General features: G+C 60.7%; 16 protein-coding genes and 2 tRNA genes. 6 read left to right on the plus strand and 12 right to left on the minus strand.

What is annotated here, in order from left to right; all coding sequences use genetic code 11:
• Positions 1-246 precede the first annotated feature (246 nt).
• The 3 genes from LMH93_RS17255 to LMH93_RS17265 form a co-directional block, all read right to left on the minus strand.
• The gene (locus LMH93_RS17255) at positions 247-816 is read right to left on the minus strand and encodes an SPOR domain-containing protein (RefSeq protein ID WP_003250559.1); all 570 of its coding nucleotides are present in this window, start codon (positions 814-816) and stop codon (positions 247-249) included.
• A gap of 131 nt (positions 817-947) precedes the next feature.
• Positions 948-1,024: transfer RNA gene (locus LMH93_RS17260), tRNA-Val, on the minus strand.
• Between the two features lie 172 nt (positions 1,025-1,196).
• Positions 1,197-1,273: transfer RNA gene (locus LMH93_RS17265), tRNA-Val, on the minus strand.
• Positions 1,274-1,476: 203 nt separating this feature from the next.
• Here LMH93_RS17265 and LMH93_RS17270 point away from each other — a divergent pair.
• Positions 1,477-2,760 carry an NAD(P)/FAD-dependent oxidoreductase gene (locus LMH93_RS17270; RefSeq protein ID WP_003250557.1) on the plus strand — a complete coding sequence of 428 codons (1,284 nt, stop codon included), beginning with the start codon at positions 1,477-1,479 and terminating at the stop codon, positions 2,758-2,760.
• 111 nt (positions 2,761-2,871) lie between these two features.
• Here LMH93_RS17270 and LMH93_RS17275 read toward each other — a convergent pair whose 3' ends face one another.
• Complete coding sequence (locus tag LMH93_RS17275) at positions 2,872-3,606, minus strand: peptidase C39 family protein (RefSeq protein WP_003250555.1); 735 nt, start codon at positions 3,604-3,606, stop codon at positions 2,872-2,874.
• Between the two features lie 166 nt (positions 3,607-3,772).
• Between LMH93_RS17275 and LMH93_RS17280 the strand changes: the two genes are divergently transcribed.
• Positions 3,773-3,946 carry a hypothetical protein gene (locus LMH93_RS17280; RefSeq protein ID WP_003250553.1) on the plus strand — a complete coding sequence of 58 codons (174 nt, stop codon included), beginning with the start codon at positions 3,773-3,775 and terminating at the stop codon, positions 3,944-3,946.
• Between the two features lie 126 nt (positions 3,947-4,072).
• On the opposite strand, the gene LMH93_RS17285 is transcribed toward LMH93_RS17280, so the two are convergent.
• Positions 4,073-4,825, minus strand: a complete 753-nt coding sequence (locus LMH93_RS17285; RefSeq protein ID WP_003250551.1) for a TerC family protein — start codon at positions 4,823-4,825, stop codon at positions 4,073-4,075.
• A 28-nt stretch (positions 4,826-4,853) separates the two neighbouring features.
• Positions 4,854-5,093, minus strand: a complete 240-nt coding sequence (locus tag LMH93_RS17290) for a hypothetical protein (protein WP_003250549.1) — start codon at positions 5,091-5,093, stop codon at positions 4,854-4,856.
• A 132-nt stretch (positions 5,094-5,225) separates the two neighbouring features.
• Between LMH93_RS17290 and nhaR the strand changes: the two genes are divergently transcribed.
• From nhaR to LMH93_RS17305, 3 genes are all read left to right on the plus strand, one after another.
• Positions 5,226-6,119: a transcriptional activator NhaR gene (nhaR, locus tag LMH93_RS17295; RefSeq protein ID WP_004573709.1), complete on the plus strand. Its 894-nt coding sequence runs from the start codon at positions 5,226-5,228 to the stop codon at positions 6,117-6,119.
• 97 nt (positions 6,120-6,216) lie between these two features.
• Positions 6,217-7,428 (plus strand): serine/threonine transporter SstT, encoded by a 1,212-nt coding sequence (sstT, locus tag LMH93_RS17300; protein WP_003250545.1) that lies wholly within the window; start codon positions 6,217-6,219, stop codon positions 7,426-7,428.
• Between the two features lie 88 nt (positions 7,429-7,516).
• Entirely contained in the window at positions 7,517-8,164 is a 648-nt protein-coding gene (locus LMH93_RS17305) for a YceH family protein (protein ID WP_004573713.1), read from the plus strand.
• A 4-nt stretch (positions 8,165-8,168) separates the two neighbouring features.
• Here the strand turns inward: LMH93_RS17305 and LMH93_RS17310 are convergent, their stop codons facing one another.
• From LMH93_RS17310 to ahpC, 3 genes are all read right to left on the minus strand, one after another.
• Positions 8,169-8,357, minus strand: a complete 189-nt coding sequence (locus tag LMH93_RS17310; RefSeq protein WP_003250541.1) for a hypothetical protein — start codon at positions 8,355-8,357, stop codon at positions 8,169-8,171.
• Between the two features lie 784 nt (positions 8,358-9,141).
• Positions 9,142-10,704, minus strand: a complete 1,563-nt coding sequence (gene ahpF, locus LMH93_RS17315; protein WP_003250539.1) for an alkyl hydroperoxide reductase subunit F — start codon at positions 10,702-10,704, stop codon at positions 9,142-9,144.
• Positions 10,705-10,828: 124 nt separating this feature from the next.
• Positions 10,829-11,392, minus strand: coding sequence for an alkyl hydroperoxide reductase subunit C (gene ahpC / locus LMH93_RS17320; RefSeq protein WP_003250537.1), 564 nt, complete (start codon positions 11,390-11,392; stop codon positions 10,829-10,831).
• A gap of 321 nt (positions 11,393-11,713) precedes the next feature.
• Between ahpC and LMH93_RS17325 the strand changes: the two genes are divergently transcribed.
• Positions 11,714-12,778 (plus strand): TerC family protein, encoded by a 1,065-nt coding sequence (locus LMH93_RS17325; protein ID WP_004573717.1) that lies wholly within the window; start codon positions 11,714-11,716, stop codon positions 12,776-12,778.
• 7 nt (positions 12,779-12,785) lie between these two features.
• On the opposite strand, the gene LMH93_RS17330 is transcribed toward LMH93_RS17325, so the two are convergent.
• The 3 genes from LMH93_RS17330 to LMH93_RS17340 all read right to left on the minus strand — a co-directional run bounded on the left by LMH93_RS17330 (position 12,786) and on the right by LMH93_RS17340 (position 15,958).
• A complete protein-coding gene (locus LMH93_RS17330) occupies positions 12,786-13,175 on the minus strand; it encodes a hypothetical protein (RefSeq protein ID WP_230064415.1) in 390 nt (129 codons plus the stop codon).
• Positions 13,168-14,565, minus strand: a complete 1,398-nt coding sequence (locus LMH93_RS17335) for a PAAR domain-containing protein (protein ID WP_230065370.1) — start codon at positions 14,563-14,565, stop codon at positions 13,168-13,170. Before LMH93_RS17335 ends, LMH93_RS17330 begins: the two co-directional genes overlap by 8 nt.
• 163 nt (positions 14,566-14,728) lie before the next feature.
• Positions 14,729-15,958 carry an acyl-CoA dehydrogenase gene (locus LMH93_RS17340; RefSeq protein WP_230064416.1) on the minus strand — a complete coding sequence of 410 codons (1,230 nt, stop codon included), beginning with the start codon at positions 15,956-15,958 and terminating at the stop codon, positions 14,729-14,731.
• Between the last annotated feature and the right edge of the window lie 128 nt (positions 15,959-16,086).

A 16,086-nucleotide genomic window follows, 5' to 3' on the forward strand; every position in this document is an offset into this window, starting at 1 on the left:
TAGGCTCTGCACGATAAGCCTTGATACTTGTTCATGCTGCGTTGAAAACAGCCTGACCTGCGCCTCAAGACTTTGTGTACAGCCTCTAGTGTGGTGTTTCACAAATAACGACCATAACTCGCGGCGCTTTTTGCGCTCATGCGGCGTTGTCGCTCCTCACCGTAGCTGGGCTACGACTCGTCGCGACGCCTTGCCTGAGCGCAAAAATCGCTCGCGAGTTATTGGCCGTATTTGCAAAACACCACACTAACGTGCTGCGCCGTGCTGGATGACCACCGAATCGGTACCAAGCTTGGCCATCACTTCATCCCTGCGCGCTTGCGCTTCTTCGCGGGTGGGGAACGGCCCCATCAGCACCACCGGCTTGCCGTCACGGTACTCCACCGAAGAGGGGATGCCCTTTTCGATCAGGCGCGCCGTCATATCGCTGAGTGCGCCCATGTTGGCGCCCTGTACCACTTCCACATCCCACCCCTGGGGCGCCGGCTGGTCTGCCAGCGCCTCGGCACGGCGCTGCAGGTCGGCTCCGCCGCAGAGTTCACGGATACGCAGGTTGTTGCCGGTATCGTCAACGATGATGTCGTACTGGCCATCGCGCTTGATCGCCACGTAGCTGCGGTAGGCTTCGTACTGCCCGGCATCGTCCTTGCCGCGGACCTGACCGCAGATGGTGCCCTGGGTGTCGATCCGCACGTTGCCGAACTTGGCGGTCTTGGGGTTATGCAGGTGTTCGGCCACCTGCTTGTGCACGCCTTCGACCTCGTTCTCACAGCCCGCCAGGGCGAGCACTGCCATTACCACAGCCAGTTTGCGCACGCGTGTACCTCCAGATTCGAAGGGGCGGATTCTAGCACGCCGGGTATGCCCCGAACCGCGACCAAACGTTACACGCTGCTTCGGGCGCAAATGCAAAAAGGGCGATCATTTCTGATCGCCCTTTTTCGATTTGGTAGGCACAATTGGACTCGAACCAACGACCCCCACCATGTCAAGGTGGTGCTCTAACCAACTGAGCTATGTGCCTGTCGTGTGGTGCGCATATTAGTGGCCCGATGCGTACCTGTAAAGCTTTTTTTTGAGAAAAATCAAAAACTTTCGAATGAAAGCGCTTTGCGTCAATGCCGCGGTATTCCCGATCGCGCGGCAATGGACAATGAAAAAAGGGGTGACCCTTTCGGATCACCCCTTTTTCGATTTGGTAGGCACAATTGGACTCGAACCAACGACCCCCACCATGTCAAGGTGGTGCTCTAACCAACTGAGCTATGTGCCTGTCGTGTGGTGCGCATTCTACGCATTACAAAAACCCTGTCAACACTTTTTTTCGCGCTAACCTACTGAATCTTAAACTCTTTATAGAGAGGCTGGCTGAGGGGGGCCCCGTAAAGGATTTTCACCAGACGACTAGCGGGTGTTTATTATTATTGATAGCATCGGTACATTCGTTAAAAATATAAAACACGAGGTTCCTGCAGCATGGCTAACACCCCCTACCCCCAGTCCTACTACGCCGCCTCGGCCAACCCGGTGCCGCCACGTCCGGCGCTGCAGGGTGAGGTGGAAACCGATGTGTGCATCATCGGTGCCGGCTACACCGGCCTGTCCAGCGCCCTGTTCCTTCTGGAGAACGGCTTCAAGGTGAGCATCGTCGAAGCGGCCAAGGTCGGCTTCGGCGCATCGGGCCGCAACGGCGGCCAGATCGTCAACAGCTACAGCCGCGACATTGATGTCATCGAACGCACCGTCGGCCCCAAGCAGGCACAACTGCTGGGCCACATGGCCTTCGAGGGCGGGCGCATCATTCGTGAACGCGTGGCCAAGTACAACATTCAGTGCGACCTGAAAGATGGTGGCGTATTCGCTGCCCTTACCAGCAAGCAGATGGGCCACCTGGAATCGCAAAAGCGCCTGTGGGAACGCTTTGGCCATAATCAGCTGGAGCTGATGGACCAGAAGCGCATCCGCGAAGTGGTTGCCTGCGACAGCTACATCGGCGGCATGCTCGACATGAGCGGCGGCCACATCCACCCGCTGAACCTGGCCCTGGGTGAAGCTGCCGCGGTCGAGTCGCTGGGTGGCATCATCTATGAGCAAACCCCGGCCGTGCGCATCGAACGTGGTGCCAACCCGGTCGTGCATACCCCGCAGGGCAAGGTCCGCGCCAAGTTCATCATCGTTGCCGGCAACGCCTACCTGGGCAACCTGGTACCCGAGCTGGCCGCCAAGTCCATGCCATGCGGCACGCAGGTGATCACCACCGAGCCACTGGGCGAAGAACTGGCACGCACCCTGCTGCCGCAGGACTACTGCGTCGAGGACTGCAACTACCTGCTCGACTACTACCGCCTGACCAGCGACAAGCGCCTGATTTTCGGTGGCGGCGTGGTGTACGGCGCGCGTGACCCGGCCAACATCGAGGCGATCATCCGCCCGAAAATGCTCAAGGCCTTCCCGCAGCTGAAGAACGTGAAGATCGACTACGCCTGGACCGGTAACTTCCTGCTGACCTTGTCGCGCCTGCCACAGGTTGGCCGGATTGGCGACAACATCTACTACTCGCAGGGTTGCTCGGGCCACGGCGTGACCTATACCCACCTGGCGGGCAAGGTGCTGGCCGAGGCCCTGCGCGGCCAGGCAGAGCGTTTCGACGCCTTTGCCGGCCTGCCGCACTACCCGTTCCCGGGTGGCCAGATGCTGCGCGTACCCTTCAGCGCCATCGGTGCCTGGTACTACAGCCTGCGCGATCGCCTGGGCTTCTGATTCAGGCAGGCCTGGCCTCTTCGCCGGCAAACCTGCGCCCACACGGACTGTGCAATAAGCACAAATCCTGTGGGCGCGGGCTTGCCGGCGAAGAAGCCGGCACAGGCAATGCTATTCGTTCAGGCTATTGACCGCCTGCTTCGCCGCAATCTCTTGCCCGGCCTTGGCCAATTCATCCGCAGCATGCAACCACCGCTGGCGATCAACCTGGGCCGGCAGTTGCCGAGGTGGCTGCACCAGCACCGCCCAACTCCCCTGCTTCTCCCATGCCGATGCAAATTCATCGAATGCCATCACCTGCCGCCGGTGCATGCCCGAGCGCAGCAGCACCCGCTGCTTGTAACGGTCATAGCCCATCAACACCGCATAGCGCGGCTCGCTCCACCAGGCCGAACCGTCCTCGTAACGCAGCAGCACCGGGTTGCCCGCTGCCACCTGGGTCAGCAGCGCGTCCAGTTGCTTGTCCAGCGGGTACACCACCCTACCGTAGTCCCGCGCCACACGGGGAATAGCGGTATCCAGCGTTTCGGCGCCCTGAGGCAGGTTGAGCGGCTTGTCCAGCAAGCCCGGCGTAATAGGCGCCCCCTGCTGCGACAGCACTGCCGCCAGCGCCATGGCCCCGCTGTGGTTGGCGTTGCCACGGTAGAACGGCACGCTGCTGATCTCGACTCGCTGCGGCAGGCCCTTGAGGTTGCCGGGCGGTGCGCTGGCGCAGCCGGCCAGGGTGGCAGCCAGCAGGCAGGCAGCCAGTAGCCGCCGGGGGGCAGCCTTGAAGGAATGTTGCTCCATGGACACTCGCTTGTTCCAACGCCAGGCAGGCAGCGCCCGGCTCTGGCCACCGATCATAGGTCCGACAGCGGCGCGGGTATAGTCCGACAGCGCCTTGGAGCGAATCGGCCCTAGAGATAGACCATTGTACGATGGAACGTCACAGACGAAGGGCTAGACTAAAGCAGTGTCTGGAAGGTAAACGCGGCCCAATCAAGCGCTTGCCGCAAAGATGGAGGCACAGATGAGCCTGACCATGGCAATTCTCATGCTGGTAGGCATGTGGCTGAGCGTCGCAGCCGCCATGCTGTGGGGTGTACTGCGTATCGTGCGGCGTCATGCACACCACCTGCCACCGCAGGCACCCGCCAAGCCACAGCCAGTAAGACGGCCGCGGCGGCATGCCGGGGTGAGCTAACCTCAGGATTTCCCGAAGCCCACTGACTGACAAGCCCGCTGCACAGGTATTCGCGTTGCCAGTGCCACGCGAATACCTATGCAGCGGGCTTGTCCGCAAGAGGGGCGCGAGGCGCCCCTTTTTACATCAACCTTCAGCCGCCTCACGCTTCAGACGCGCTCGGCGGGCCAGGATGTTGAGGACCTCGATAGCCGTCGAGAACGCCATGGCCGCATACACATAGCCCTTGGGTACATGGGCGCCAAAGCCTTCGGCGATCAGCGTCATGCCGATCATGATGAGGAAGCCCAGCGCCAGCATGACCACGGTCGGGTTGTCGTTGATGAAGTTGGCCAGCGGGTCGGCGGCCACCATCATCACGATCACAGCCGTGATAACGGCGATAATCATGATGGGCAGGTGCTCGGTCATGCCCACGGCGGTGATGATGCTGTCGACCGAGAAGACGATGTCCAGCAGCAGGATCTGGAAGATCGCCGCAGCAAAGCCCAGGGTCACCGTGGAGGAGACTTTGGCTTCCTCCTTGGCGCCATGCGGGTCGACGTTTTCGTGAATTTCCTTGGTCGCCTTCCACAGCAGGAACAAACCACCGGCAATCAGAATCACATCCTTCCACGAGAAGGCGTTGCCGAACACTTCGAACACCGGGTCGGTCAACTGGACGATCCAGGCCACGGTGCTGAGCAAGGCCAGCCGCATGACCAAGGCCATGCTGATACCGATACGCCGCGCCTTGGAGCGGTACTCCACCGGCAGTTTGTTGGTCAGGATCGAGATGAAGATCAGGTTGTCGATGCCCAGTACAACTTCCATGGCCACCAGCGTAGCCAGGGCAACCCAGGCGGTAGGGCTAGCGGCGAGTTCCAGCAAATATTCCATTGTTCAAATCCTGCAGCAGCGGTTGGGGTCAGATTTCCTGGGTTTCTTCTTTCTTCTCGGCATCCTTGGGCTTCTGCCCTTCGCCGCCGATGGCTTCGCTCAGCGCCTGCTGGGCAGCCTTGTTGGTGTCGTCGATGGCCTGCTTGGCCGACTGCGCGGCCTGGTCGAGCATCTGCTGGGCGGATTTCTCGGCCTGGTCGCAGCCTGCCAGGGTGAACAGGGCCAAAGCCAGCACCAATGGGGTGCCAATGGATTTGAGTTGCAGCATGGTGTCCTCGCTTGAAATAACCCGGCGGCGCATGGCGCCTGATAGCCGTGCATTCTAGAGACGGCAATAGTTCAGGAAAATTCGTATTTTCATGGCATATACTTCGGTTTTTACGAATCGGGACGACCGACGGTGCTTAACTATCGCCAGCTGCATTACTTCTGGGCCGTGGCCAAGACGGGCAGCATCACCCGCGCCAGCCAACAGCTGAACCTCACCCCACAAACCATTAGCGGGCAGATCACCCTGTTCGAGCAAACCTACGGCCTGGAGCTGTTCCAGCGCGCCGGCCGGCAGCTGGAACTGACAGAAACCGGCCGCCAGGCCCTGGTGTATGCAGAACAGATGTTTCAGATCGGCAGCGAGCTTGAAGCCATGCTGCGCGCCGGCCCTCAGGAGCAGATCCTGTTTCGTGTGGGGGTGGCTGACGTGGTGCCCAAATCCATTGTCTACCGCCTGCTGGCACCGACCATGGACCTGGAGGAGGTGCTGCGCATCAACTGCCGCGAAGACAAACTTGAGCGGTTACTGGCAGACCTGGCTATTCAGCGCCTGGACCTGGTGATTTCCGACAGCCCCATGCCTAACCACCTGGACATCAAGTGCTACAGCCAAAAGCTGGGCGAGTGCGGGCTGAGCTTCTTCGCCACCCCGGCGCTGGCACAACGGCTTGAAGGGCCTTTTCCAGCTTGCCTGCAGGATGCTCCGCTGCTGGTTCCCGGCCAGGAGACCGTGGTAAGCAGCCGCTTGCTGCGGTGGCTGGGCGAGCAGCAGGTGCAGCCACGGATCGTGGGGGAGTTCGATGACAGTGCCTTGATGCAAGCGTTCGGGCAGTCGGGCAGCGGCATTTTCGTTGCGCCCAGCGTAATCGCCGAGGAGGTGTGCCGTCAGTATGGCGTGCAACTGATCGGGCAGACCGAGGCCGTGCACGAGTCGTTCTATGCCATTTCGGTGGAGCGCAAGGTCAAGCACCCAGGGATCGTGGCGATTACCGAGGGGGCGCGGCGAGAGTTGTTTCACTGGTAGCCATCCAAGCCTGATTGACTACCAACAAGGCGCGCCGTGCCCACCAGGTGCTCTATGGTAAAGTCCGCCCTTTCCAGATTCCGAGATACCGCTGCACATGACCCCTCTCCTCCGCTTCCTCAACCGCACCAGCCTGGTGACTCAGATCGTCATCGGCCTGCTCGCCGGCATCGCCCTCGCCCTGCTGGCACCTGCCATCGCCCGCGACCTGGCCTTTCTTGGCAAGGTGTTTGTCAGCGCCCTGAAGGCGGTTGCGCCCGTGCTGGTGTTCATCCTGGTCATGGCTTCGGTCGCCAACCATCGTCACGGCCAGGAAACCCACATTCGCCCGATCCTCTGGCTGTACCTGCTGGGCACCTTTGCCGCAGCAGTGGTGGCCGTGGTTGCCAGCATGCTGTTCCCGTCGTACCTGGTACTAAGCACCAGCGAAGCCACGCTGAGCGCGCCAGGCGGCATCACCGAGGTGCTGCAGAACCTGCTGCTGAGTGCGGTAGACAACCCGGTCAATGCCCTGCTCAATGCCAACTTCATCGGCGTGCTGACATGGGCCATCGGCTTGGGCGTGGCCCTGCGCCACGCCGGCGAAACCACCCGTACCGTGGTCGAAGACCTGTCCACGGGTGTAACCCTGATCGTGCGCGTGGTCATCCGCTTCGCCCCGCTGGGCATCTTTGGCCTGGTCAGTTCCACCCTGGCCCAGTCGGGCCTGGACGCCCTGCTTGGCTACCTGCACCTGCTGGCGGTACTGATCGGCTGCATGCTGTTCGTGGCGCTGGTGATGAACCCGCTGATCGTGTTCTGGAAGATTCGCCGCAACCCCTACCCGCTGACGCTGCTGTGCCTGCGTGAAAGCGGTATTACCGCGTTCTTCACCCGCAGCTCGGCCGCCAACATCCCGGTGAACCTGGCGTTGTCGGAACGCCTTGGCCTGCATGAAGACACCTACTCGGTGTCGATCCCGCTGGGCGCGACCATCAACATGGCCGGTGCGGCGATCACCATTACCGTGCTGACCCTGGCCGCCGTGCATACCCTGGGTATCCAGGTGGACCTGCCGACTGCCGTGCTGCTCAGCGTGGTGGCGGCAGTGTGCGCCTGCGGCGCCTCGGGCGTGGCTGGGGGTTCGCTGCTGCTGATTCCGCTGGCGTGCAGCCTGTTTGGCATCCCTAGCGAAATTGCCATGCAGGTAGTGGCGGTGGGCTTCATCATCGGCGTGTTGCAGGATTCTGCCGAAACGGCGCTGAATTCTTCAACCGATGTGCTGTTCACCGCGGCGGCGTGTCAGGCCGAAGAGCAGCGTAACGGCTAAGCGGGCCGGGGCCGCTTTGCGGCCCCAATTGCCTTACGCGATCGCATTACCTACCCTAGTGGCCTTTCCCCAGCCACGAGACAGGGCCATGTCAGAACACGAAACCGCAGGTGAAGGCCGCTTCAACAGCATCGAGGTCCGCGTTCTCGGCTCGCTGATCGAAAAGCAGGCCACCAGCCCGGAAAGCTACCCGCTGACCCTCAATGCCCTGGTCCTGGCCTGCAACCAGAAGACCAGCCGCGAGCCGGTGATGAACCTCACCCAAGGCCAGGTCGGCCAGGCCCTGCGCGTCCTCGAAGGTCAGGGCATGACCCGCCTGCAGATGGGCAGCCGTGCCGACCGCTGGGAACATCGGGTAGACAAGGCACTGGAGCTGGTGCCAGCGCAGTTGGTGCTGATGGGCCTGATGTTCCTGCGGGGCCCGCAAACCCTCAACGAACTGCTGACCCGTAGCAACCGCCTGCACGACTTCGACGACACCGAGCAGATCCAGCATCAGCTGGAGCGCCTGATCTCGCGGGGCCTGGCCTTGCACCTGCCACGCCAGGCCGGCCAGCGTGAAGACCGCTACACCCATGCCTTGGGCGACCCGGCGGAAATCGAGGCTATTCTCGCTGCACGGCAGCAGGAAGGCGGCGCGCGCACCAGTGGCGGCAGTGTGTCCGAAGAACGCATCGAGGCCCTCGAAGCCCGCATTGCGGCGCTGGAAGCACGCCTGGCCGAGCTGGAAGGCTGAGCCGTCACGGCTCGGGGTCGGGGAAATTGCGGCAGCTCTTGCGCTCGGCCAGCTCCCGGTCAGTGGGGCGCTGGTCGACGAACACAGCGCGACCGTCGGCGTAGATTTCCAGGTAGCCCCAGTGCAGGTCCTGCTCTTGCTGCCCGGGCTTTGGGGGGACTAGCCACCAGGGTTCGCGGCTGATCAGGGTCATCGGTTTGATTCCTGAGGGGTCTGCAGTAAGCATAGACACCTTCAGGTCCTGCTTTGCTTGCACCGGCCCTTTCGCGGGTGAACCCGCTCCTACAGCGGCCTGTGTCCAACCCTCGATGTGTATCCGCCACCAATCTGCGTAGGAGCGGGTTTACCCGCGAATACGGTGGCGGCGGCGACGGTGAACGGCAGGTGGAGATTGGCCAGCAGGCCCGGCCTCTTCGCGGGTAAACCCGCTCCTACGACGGCCTGTGTCCAGCCCTCGATGTGTGTCTACCACCGATCTGTGTAGGAGCGGGTTTACCCGCGAATACGGTAGCGGCAGCAACGGTGAAAGGCGGGTGGTGATTGGCCAGCAGGCCCGGCCACCGACAGGTGTCCACCACCGATCCGATGTAGGAGCGGGTTTACCCGCGAATACGGTAGCGGCAGCAACGGTGAACGGCGGGTGGAGATTGGCCAGCAGGCCCGGCCACCGACATGTGTCCACCACCGATCCGATGTAGGAGCGGGTTTACCCGCGAATACGGTAGCGGCAGCAACGGTGAACGGCGGGTGGTGATTGACCAGCAGGCCCGGCCACCGACAGGTGTCCACCACCGATCCGATGTAGGAGCGGGTTTACCCGCGAATACGGTAGCGGCAGCAACGGTGAACGGCGGGTGGTGATTGGCCAGCAGGCCCGGCCTCTTCGCGGGTGAACCCGCTCCTACGGGGATCTGCACAGTTTCAACAACTGCGCAGTCCTGTGAGAGCGGCTTCAACCGCGAAAGGGCCGTACAGGCTTACGCCGGTGCCGAAGTCCGAATCAGGTGGTCAAAGGCCGCGAGCGACGCCTTGGCCCCCTCACCCACCGCAATGACGATCTGCTTGTACGGCACGGTAGTCACGTCACCTGCTGCAAACACACCCGGGATGCTGGTCTGGCCCTTGGCGTCGACAATGATTTCGCCACGCGGCGACAGCTCGACGGTGCCCTTCAGCCAGTCAGTGTTGGGCAACAGGCCAATCTGCACGAAGATGCCTTCCAGTGCCACCTCGTGCTGTTCATCCGTGGTGCGGTCCTTGTAGCGCAGGCCGGTGACCTTCTCGCCATTGCCCAGCACCTCGGTGGTCAGCGCGCTGGTGATCACGTTGACGTTCGGCAGGCTGCGCAGCTTGCGTTGCAACACCGCATCGGCACGCAACTGGCTGTCGAACTCGATCAGCGTCACCTGGGCGACGATACCGGCCAGGTCGATGGCCGCTTCCACACCCGAGTTGCCGCCGCCAATCACCGCCACGCGTTTGCCCTTGAACAGCGGGCCGTCACAGTGCGGGCAGTAGGCCACGCCGCGGCCACGGTACTCTTGCTCACCCGGCACGTTCATTTCGCGCCAGCGGGCGCCGGTGGCCAGGATCACGGTCTTGGCCTTCAGCGAAGCGCCCCCCGCCAGGCGCACTTCGTGCAGACCGCCCTCGGCGGCCGGAATCAGCGCTTCACCGCGCTGCAGGTTCATGATGTCGACGTCGTACTGCTTGACGTGCTCTTCTAGCGCCGTGGCCAGCTTCGGCCCTTCGGTTTCCTGCACCGAGATGAAGTTCTCGATGGCCAGAGTGTCCAGCACCTGGCCGCCGAAGCGCTCGGCTGCAACACCGGTGCGGATGCCCTTGCGGGCAGCGTAGATGGCAGCCGCGGCGCCAGCGGGGCCACCGCCGACAACCAGCACGTCAAAGGCTTCCTTGGCGTTGATCTTCTCGGCCTGGCGGGCGCCAGCGTTGGTGTCGATCTTGCCAATGATTTCTTCCAGGCCCATACGGCCCTGACCAAACACTTCACCGTTGAGGTAGATACTCGGAACCGCCATGATCTTGCGCGATTCCACTTCGTCCTGGAACAGCGCACCGTCGATGGCAACATGGCGCACATTGGGGTTGAGTACCGCCATCAGGTTCAGTGCCTGGACGACGTCCGGGCAGTTCTGGCACGACAGCGAGAAGTAGGTTTCGAAGTTGAATTCACCTTCCAGAGCCTGGATCTGCTCGATCACTTCGGCACTGGCCTTTGACGGGTGGCCACCCACTTGCAGCAGTGCCAGCACCAGCGATGTGAACTCGTGGCCCATGGGGATGCCGGCGAAGCGCAGGCTGATATCGGCACCCGGGCGGTTCAGCGAGAACGAAGGGCGACGGGCATCGGTACCGTCCGCGCTGAAGGTAATGAGGTTCGACAGGCTGGCAATCTCTACCAGCAGGTCGTGCAATTCGCGGGACTTCGCGCCGTCGTCGAGGGAAGCAACGATCTCGATCGGCTGGGTGACCCGCTCCAGGTAGGTTTTCAGTTGCGATTTAAGCGTGGCGTCCAACATACGGGCGATTCCTTTTTCAAAACTCGGATACAAAAACGCCCAGGCGAGGTCGCCCGGGCGCTTGACGGGGCGGTAGGTACTTCAGCTTTGGCGGCTGCTTACCGCCCGCGTTATGGGCATGACCTTAGATCTTGCCTACGAGGTCCAGCGACGGCGCCAGAGTGGCTTCGCCTTCTTTCCACTTGGCCGGGCACACTTCGCCTGGGTGAGCGGCAACGTACTGAGCAGCCTTGACCTTACGCAGCAGTTCAGCAGCATCACGGCCTACACCACCGTCGTTCAGCTCGACAATCTTGATCTGGCCTTCCGGGTTGATCACGAAGGTACCGCGGTCGGCCAGGCCGGCTTCTTCGATCAGCACGTCGAAGTTGCGCGAAATGACGTGAGTCGGGTCACCGATCAGCGGGTATTCGATCTTGCCGATGGTGTCCGAAGTGTCGTGCCAGGCTTTGTGAGTGAAGTGGGTGTCGGTGGAAACACCGTAGATTTCCACGCCCAGTTTCTGGAACTCGGCGTAGTTGTCAGCAAGGTCACCCAGCTCGGTCGGGCAAACGAAGGTGAAGTCGGCCGGGTAGAAGAACACGACAGACCACTTGCCTTTCAGATCGGCTTCGCTGACCTGAACGAACTCGCCTTTGTGGTAGGCGGTGGCGTTGAAAGGTTTGACCTGGCTGTTGATGATTGGCATGAGAGACACTCCTTCATGGGGTTGGAATCAGTTGATGGATAGAATCCTAACTAATCATCCCGCTGAAGGCTCATTGGCAAAGCTCATGCTTTCGATTGGTTTTGGCTATAACCGAGGTTACTTAATAGAAGGGAACGGGCTGAGCAAAGGATTGCGGTCCTGAGCGCTGCACTGGCAAAGAAATGTAACAGCTCCCCATTCGGCATCACGGGCAAACGGGTCTAGGCTCAAGCCCATGTGATACCGGGCCCCTCTGACGGCTGCCAAGCCGCCATGTCGGATCACTGTTGCCTTGCAACGTCGACATTCAAGGAGGGGCTCATGACAGCTCTGCAAGCATTCCTCACAACACCTGTCCTCGGTACCAGCGCCTGGTTGTGGCTGGTGTTCATGGCCATCGTCATCGGTTTGTTGGTACTCGACCTGGGCGTGCTGCACCGCCACGACCGGGAAATTGAAATGCGCGAGAGCCTGCTGCTGTATTCAGGCTATTTCAGTGTCGGTGTGCTATTCGGCGCGGGGGTCTGGTACCAGTTGGGTGCGCAGTCGGCACTGGAGTTCTACACCGGTTTCCTGGTCGAACAGTCGCTGTCGATGGACAACGTGTTCGTCATGGCGATGATCTTCAGCTACTTCGCCATCCCCCGCCGCTACCAGCACCGCGTGCTGTTCTGGGGCATCCTGGGCGTGGTGTTCCTGCGGGCCATCATGATCGGCGTGGGCGCGGCGCTGGTACAGAACTTTGCCTGGGTGCTGTACATCTTCGGTGCCTTCCTGCTGTTTACCGGGGTGAAAATGGCGCTGTCGAAGGAAGACAGCCGCCCAGACCTGGCCAACAACCCGATCCTCAAGTTCGTGCGGCGGCACATGCGGGTTACCGACCAGATCCATGGCTCGCACTTCTTTGTACGCCACACCCCGGCCGGGCACAGCAAGGCGCTGCGTTATGCCACCCCGCTGTTTCTGGCACTGGTACTGATCGAACTGGCCGACCTGGTGTTTGCCGTCGACAGCGTGCCGGCGATCTTCGCCATCACCCAGGACCCGTTCATCGTCTACACCTCCAACATCTTCGCCATCCTCGGCTTACGCTCGCTGTATTTCGCGCTGGCGGCGCTAATGCATCGGTTCGTCTACCTCAAGTACGCACTGGCGCTGGTGTTGATCTTCATTGGCTGCAAGATTTTCTACCACGGCATGGTGGGCAAGGTGCCGGCGCTCCTGTCGTTGGGCGTGACATTCGGGTTGTTGCTGGGTGGGGTGGTGATTTCGTTGATCAAGACGCGGGGGCAGACGTTGAATAAAGACGACAAGACGATAGAAAAAGCAGCTAACGATAAGAAAACAACGGGAGAAAAAAGGAATGACCCACAGTTACGGGTCTGAGTTGCAATCATTGCTTGATGATGAAGTAACCAACCGCTCCCCAAAGTGAGGCAATCAAGATCAACCAAAGGGCTGCTCCCATATCTCGCCTCAACTTTGGGGGAAAATTGTCAAGCTCCGCTTCGTTCAACCATCCGAGGCGTAAATGTAACCTTGGGAATGTGACCAAAGCGCTTACTGTACTCATCAGTAGGCATCGATGCCTTAGGTTTCGTCCGACCCATACGGGTTTCATCTGCTCAAGATAGGGGTTGCTCGTGATCGCTGAAAGGGCGACATCAAAATCACTCGACAAAGCAATTTTCACATTGATAGCGATCCCCGCAAGGCCCAGGACGAAAGGCGCAATCAGGAATCCTATTTGCAACAATGGGGACCAATTGTCAAAGTCAATCATCAGTCACCTCATGAAGGAGTTCACCGGTCCGCTCTCCGAGGGCGCCAATACCAATAGCGCCTGCAGAAGAGGCGGCGCCAACGATCGCAATCCCGCACACTGCACCAAACCCACCGGTACCCACCGCAAAAATACCGCATAACGCAGCTGCTGCAGCACCTCCACCAGAGGCGCCTACCAACCCTCCCGTTAGACCCCCTACAAAATTTCCCGCTTCAGTAAACCGAACCTTTCGACAAGCACGAGTCTCCCCGGCCCGACAGACTTCTTTTACTTTCAGATAAGACGAGGTCCCGCCCAGCCCAATCGCTGCATACCCTCCGTATTGAAGGTACTTACTTAACCGCGCCACCTTCTCAAGATGTGTCGCATACCCCGGAATCTGCCCCGGTCCGCCCGCTTTCGACCAATGGTGCACCAGGCTCTTGGTAGAGATATTCAAGCTCTTCTTCAGCCGCTCATAGCTCCCCAGATTCAGTTGCTTATTAAGCAACGCCGCTTTCAACTGGCCATCCAGTTGCTGCAACAACCGCCTGCGCTCGGCGAAGAAACCCGGACTATTCAAATGGCCATGGTGCATGAACTCACGCTGGTGCAATTGCTCGATGCTGGTCAAGGTATTGCTTACTTGTTTCAAGCCTTGATCCAGCATGTCCTTGCCCACGCCCATGGACAGACTGGCGTTGCTGAGCAAGCCGGCGATTTCGGCCTGGTGCTGCATCATGAAATCCGCTTCGACGTAGTCGAGTGCCTCCAGCGCACGCCGCGCATGCTGCGCAGCCGCCATAAGCTCTCCCTCTTCGCGCGTGCAGGCATTTCCATTGTCAGGATCACCGATAACGAAGATTTCCCCAGCTTTGAACCCTTGCGCATACGTGGGGTTGAGCCGCTGTAACCGTGAGATCGGCAACGTGGAATCGTGACCGGCCAGTTGAAGCAGTATCTGGGGAAACGACATGCGTCGTGGAACCACGTAGAAGCCAGGCTCCAGCGAACCAGGCAGTGCACCTATTACCGGTTGGGAGAAGCGCTCGGGGTTGAAGGTGGGTGACAGCTCGGCAGCGTGGGTATTGGCACGCCCTGCAATGGAGTGCATGGACGGCGGAGCCTCATACAAGGGCGCGACTACCCGGTTGGTGCCCGGCGAACAGCCACAGACAACCAACGCACCATCCATAGCCACCCGCTGGCCATCTGAAATAAAGTGATCCACACCTTCGGCGACAGTTCCCGCCTGCCCACAAAGAGGGCATGGCGTGGTGTGGTCGCCTTCACGGAGCACCATTCGGCCTTCGTCTAGATAGCCGGCCCCCGTCGCAATACAGACAGCACCCGTTGTGGTGACATCGCCGTCTACCGCCTGACCTTTCCCCTCTAGATTGACGCGCAGATATGAACTCCCTGTACTTGATTCAGGTTGGAAACCTATCACCAGCAAGGGAGATTCAAGTGGCCTCAGCCAAAATTCAGATACGTCCTACAAGTTGCAGGACTTTGCGCAATCACTGCAGGCGCGGGTTTAATCGCGAATGGGCCGGCGCAGGCTGACGCGTTCACCGCCCGCTACGCAACATCTCCACCGGCACATACTTGCCAATCTCGTATTTGCCAATCGCCGCCCTGTGCACTTCATCCGGCCCGTCAGCCAGGCGCAGGGTGCGCTGCATGGCATACATGTAGGCCAGCGGGAAATCGCCGCTTACCCCTGCCCCGCCATGTATCTGGATAGCCCGGTCAATCACGTTCAAGGCCACGTTCGGCGCCACCACCTTGATCTGGGCGATCTCGCTACGGGCCACCTTGTTGCCGACGGTGTCCATCATGTAGGCCGCTTTGAGCGTCAGCAGCCGGGCCATGTCGATTTCCATGCGCGAGTCGGCGATCTTGTCGACGTTGCCGCCCAGGCGTGCCAGTGGCCGACCAAAAGCAGTACGCTCCACCGAGCGCTTGCACATCAGCTCCAGTGCGCGCTCGGCCATGCCGATCGAGCGCATGCAGTGGTGGATACGCCCTGGACCCAGGCGGCCCTGGGCAATTTCGAAGCCGCGGCCTTCGCCAAGGATCACGTTTTCGTACGGCACCCGCACATGATCGAAAAGGACTTCGGCATGACCATGGGGCGCATCGTCATAACCGAACACCGGCAGCGGGCGGACGATCTTCACGCCTGGCGTGTCGGTCGGCACCAGCACCATGGAATGCTGCTGGTGGCGTGGCCCTTCAGGGTCGGACAGGCCCATGAAGATCATGACCTTGCAGCGCGGGTCGCAGGCGCCGGAAGTCCACCACTTGCGGCCGTTGATCACCCACTCGTCACCGTCCCGTATGGCGGTAGCAGCCATGTTGGTGGCGTCCGAGGAGGCCACGTCCGGTTCGGTCATGGCAAACGCCGACCGGATCTCGCCACGCAGCAGCGGCTCCAGCCACTGGCGTTTTTGCGCCTCGCTGCCGTAGCGCACCAGCACTTCCATGTTGCCAGTGTCCGGCGCCGAGCAGTTGAACGGCTCCGGCCCGAGCAACGAGCGGCCCATGATCTCTGCCAGCGGTGCGTACTCCAGGTTGCTCAGGCCGGCGCCGTATTCCGACTCTGGCAGGAACAGGTTCCACAACCCTTCGGCGCGGGCCTTGGCCTTGAGCGCCTCCATGATTGCAGTGGGCTGCCAGCGGTCACCCTCGGCGACCTGGCGCTCGAACACGGCTTCGGCGGGGTAGACATAAGCGTCCATGAACGCAGTGACACGCTCGCGCAGTGCCTGGACCTTGGGCGAATAGGCGAAATCCATCTGGGCTACCTTCACAGTTCGGAGTACTTGGGCCAGAGCCTAGAGCAGCATTGCTCCATCCACCTAGTCTATTTTCCGCGTGTATAAACATTCATAACCGATATATGATCGGCCGATAATTCCAACAA

It is taken from the genome of Pseudomonas sp. CIP-10, from assembly GCF_020911845.1.
GTDB classification, from domain to species: Bacteria; Pseudomonadota; Gammaproteobacteria; order Pseudomonadales; family Pseudomonadaceae; genus Aquipseudomonas; species Aquipseudomonas alloputida.

Bases quoted from the DNA above. Each gene is read 5' to 3' on its own strand.
- LMH93_RS17275 (WP_003250555.1), bottom strand. From the start codon at position 3,606: ATGATCGGTGGCCAGAGCCGGGCGCTGCCTGCCTGGCGTTGGAACAAG.
- ahpC (WP_003250537.1), bottom strand. From the start codon at position 11,392: ATGCCAATCATCAACAGCCAGGTCAAACCTTTCAACGCCACCGCCTAC.
- LMH93_RS17270 (WP_003250557.1), top strand. From the start codon at position 1,477: ATGGCTAACACCCCCTACCCCCAGTCCTACTACGCCGCCTCGGCCAAC.
- LMH93_RS17340 (WP_230064416.1), bottom strand. From the start codon at position 15,958: ATGGATTTCGCCTATTCGCCCAAGGTCCAGGCACTGCGCGAGCGTGTC.
- sstT (WP_003250545.1), top strand. From the start codon at position 6,217: ATGACCCCTCTCCTCCGCTTCCTCAACCGCACCAGCCTGGTGACTCAG.
- LMH93_RS17310 (WP_003250541.1), bottom strand. From the start codon at position 8,357: ATGACCCTGATCAGCCGCGAACCCTGGTGGCTAGTCCCCCCAAAGCCC.
- LMH93_RS17280 (WP_003250553.1), top strand. From the start codon at position 3,773: ATGAGCCTGACCATGGCAATTCTCATGCTGGTAGGCATGTGGCTGAGC.
- LMH93_RS17305 (WP_004573713.1), top strand. From the start codon at position 7,517: ATGTCAGAACACGAAACCGCAGGTGAAGGCCGCTTCAACAGCATCGAG.
- ahpF (WP_003250539.1), bottom strand. From the start codon at position 10,704: ATGTTGGACGCCACGCTTAAATCGCAACTGAAAACCTACCTGGAGCGG.
- LMH93_RS17330 (WP_230064415.1), bottom strand. From the start codon at position 13,175: ATGATTGACTTTGACAATTGGTCCCCATTGTTGCAAATAGGATTCCTG.
- LMH93_RS17285 (WP_003250551.1), bottom strand. From the start codon at position 4,825: ATGGAATATTTGCTGGAACTCGCCGCTAGCCCTACCGCCTGGGTTGCC.
- LMH93_RS17290 (WP_003250549.1), bottom strand. From the start codon at position 5,093: ATGCTGCAACTCAAATCCATTGGCACCCCATTGGTGCTGGCTTTGGCC.
- LMH93_RS17325 (WP_004573717.1), top strand. From the start codon at position 11,714: ATGACAGCTCTGCAAGCATTCCTCACAACACCTGTCCTCGGTACCAGC.